Below are 3,097 nucleotides of genomic sequence, written 5' to 3' on the forward strand. Positions count from 1 at the left end.
CACCGCCCGCAGCGCCGCCATGTGGCGCAACTGCTGCTGAATCTGCTCTTCGGCACGGCGCTGCTCGCTGATATCCACAAACATATCCAGCGTAGCCGGTTTACCGTCCCATTCAATCACCACCGCATGAACCTGAATCCAGCGCACCTGACGCTCACGGTTGATCAGGCGAAAGGCATAATAAGCCGGCACATCCTCACCGCGCAAACGCCGCTGATAGCGATCCATGACCATCAGTAAATCATCGGGGTGAACCAGCTGCGCAATTTTGATGCCAATTAACTCCTCCAGCGGGTAGCCGGTAATCGCCGCCGCTGCGCGGTTGGCAAATACCAGTTCATCACCGCAGGAAACCACCACCCCTTCACTGGCATTTTCGACCAGTAAGCGGTATTTCTCTTCACTCTGCTTGAGTTCGCGGGTGCGCTTTTCCACCTGCTGGCCGAGCGACCACGACAAGCCGGCACTGATCAGCAGCATTCCGCCAACCACCCCCAGTCCAATCAGCAGCGGACGGTAGGCTCCTGCCGACGGCGTTTCGTACACACCAAACCATTCTTCTTGTATCTCGCTCAATTTTCCGCTGGAACTGACCAGATACAAACCTTCATTCAGGCGGGCAAGCAGCTCTTTGTTGCCGTCTTTCACCGCAATGCTGTACTTGCGTGACTGCACATCCGTCCCAACCCGGCGGACATTCCTCAACCCCAGCTCCGAAATCAAGAATTGTCCCTGCATACGGTTCAGCAGGGCAGCCGGGTAAGCTTCTTCGTTGACCAGCCGCAGCGCATTGACAATGTCCTGCACCAAGATGACTTCCCCCGTAAAGCCTTCTTCACGCAGGTACTCCTGCATCAACCCGCCGGCCTGCACCACAATGGCCTCATCTTCAAGGTCTTTCAGCGAACGCGCCGAGGAATTGGTTGGAACAAACAAATCAAACGTGATATAGGTGTATGGAATGCTGAAATCGTAATCTTTTTCGCGCTCGCTGGTGGGCACCATTCCCATCAGTAAATCATATTTGCCATCCAGCAATCCCTGGCGCACTTCGCTCCACGGGCCCAGCGTGATCTCAACCTCATATCCCATCTCCGCGGCCACGGAGCGAATGAGATCCACATTAAAACCGGTTGGGATACCGTTGTTCAAATACTCATAGGGAGGATAACTCTGATCCCCACCCACGCGCAGTACACGGCGTGGTTCGGCCTCTCGAACGGAAAGGAGATATTGTGGCGTTGCCTGCTGAGCAGAGGCACTTGCCACATGCCAGCCGGTTTGAGAAAAACCTATCCAAAATAATCCCCCTAAAATAAACAGCCAAAAACCCAATAATCTTGCTATTGGTCTAACCATAATCCTGCTTACTCAAAGGATGCTGTCTGACAATTTTCCGTATCTGATTATACAACGGTTGCAGGCGGGAATACATGTTTAAATACACCCCATGATACAACTCGTCATAGAGGGCATGCACCTTAACATCCGGCTCAAAGGTATCCCCGGTGCGGGTCATCTGGCTGACTGCGCTTTCAAAATCCGGGTACATTCCCAGCCCCACGGCCGCGTCTATAGCCGCTCCCAGACCAGAGGCTTCGTAGATATGCGGCCGCGAAACCGGCAGCCCAAACACATCCGCCGTGATTTGCATGGCACAGCGGCTCTGGCTGCCACCGCCCGCTACCCGGATCTCACGGATTTTGACACCCGTACGCTGCTCGGTACGTTCTTTGCCCTCCCGCAGGGCATAAGCCAGTCCTTCCAGAATCGCGCGGTAGAAATGGGCGCGGGTGTGCACATCTCCAAACCCAATCACTGCGCCGCGCGCTTCGGGGCCGGGCACTTTCAGACCCGGTGACCAGTACGGCTGCAGAACCAGCCCTTGCGAACCGGCCGGCACCAGTTCCACCAGATGGTCGAACAATTCCTCCGGCTCCACGCCCAGCATCTCGGCTTGCTGCTGCTCGGGCAGTCCAAATTCCTGCTTGAACCATGAGACCATCCAGAAACCGCGGTAAATTTGAATTTCCAGTGAGTAGGCCCCGGGTACCGCCGAGGGATAGGGAGGAATCAGCGGAATAGCCTCCACATAGCGGCGATGGGTGGTGTTAATCGTTGCGGTCGTTCCATAACTCAGGCAGGCAACCTGCGGCTGAACACACCCCGCCCCAATCACCTCGCAGGCTTTATCGGCTGCGGCGGCAATCAAGGGCAGGCCGGCGGGGATGCCGGTTTCGGCAGATGCCTGAGTCGTAATTTCACCCAGCAAGCCGGCAGCCGGCACCAGCTCCGGCAGAATGGCAGGATCCATCGGCACAGCCTGCCACTTCCAATCCAGCGGGCCGGCCCAGCATTGTTTTTTATAATCGAACGGCAGGTAGCCTACCTGACAGGCTACCGAATCGACAAATTTTCCGGTCAGGCGGTAGGTTAAGTAACCGGAAAGCAGCAGGTACTTATTCGTGTTTTTCCAGATCTCCGGTTGATGAACGCGTAGCCAGTTGGCTTCGGCTTCGGCTTGCAGGTAGGCCACCGTTTCGGTCATGCCGGTCAGGCGGAATGCCAGACCCCACAACCCTCCCACGGGCTTCAAACCCTCGGTGCGGCGCTGATCCAGCCAGACAATTGCCGGTCGCAGCGGTTTTCCCTCGCGGTCCAAATTGATCACCGTGGAACGCTGCGTGGTCAGGGCTACCCCGGCAATTCTCTCCCGCTGAACACCGGGCAGTTTCCACAAGCCCTGACAGGCACGGCAGACCCCCTGCCAGAACACATTGGGGTCCTGTTCGGCAAGCCCCGGCGCTGGTGAAACATACGGCTGAATCGGAACACGGTTTTTGGCGATCATGTTGCCCTGCGGGTCGAAGATCATCGCCCGAATGCTCTGTGTACCGTTGTCAATTGCCAGAATTTGATCTTTTTCCATGCACCGCCTCATGTAACCAGAATGGATTATGCCTGGCAGGAACTCACCCTGCGGGGGTTTATTTTAACGTCAATTCGGGATAAATCATTTTTGCATCAACTTTTGAATTTTCGTCCCCCTCCCGCCTCCCCCAAAATCGCAGGGGCGATTTTGGGGGAGGTGCAGGTG

General features: G+C 56.1%; 2 protein-coding genes. Both read right to left on the minus strand.

What is annotated here, in order from left to right:
- On the minus strand, nt 1-1,359 hold a 1,359-nt coding region (locus VAE48_RS01350; protein WP_322791509.1), incomplete at its 3' end, for a transporter substrate-binding domain-containing protein.
- Nucleotides 1,352-2,929 (minus strand): FGGY-family carbohydrate kinase, encoded by a 1,578-nt coding sequence (locus VAE48_RS01355; RefSeq protein ID WP_322791510.1) that lies wholly within the window; start codon nt 2,927-2,929, stop codon nt 1,352-1,354. The genes VAE48_RS01350 and VAE48_RS01355, both read right to left, overlap by 8 nt.
- Between the last annotated feature and the right edge of the window lie 168 nt (nt 2,930-3,097).

This window comes from Bellilinea sp., from assembly GCF_034432615.1.
In the GTDB taxonomy this organism is placed as follows: domain Bacteria; phylum Chloroflexota; class Anaerolineae; order Anaerolineales; family Anaerolineaceae; genus Bellilinea.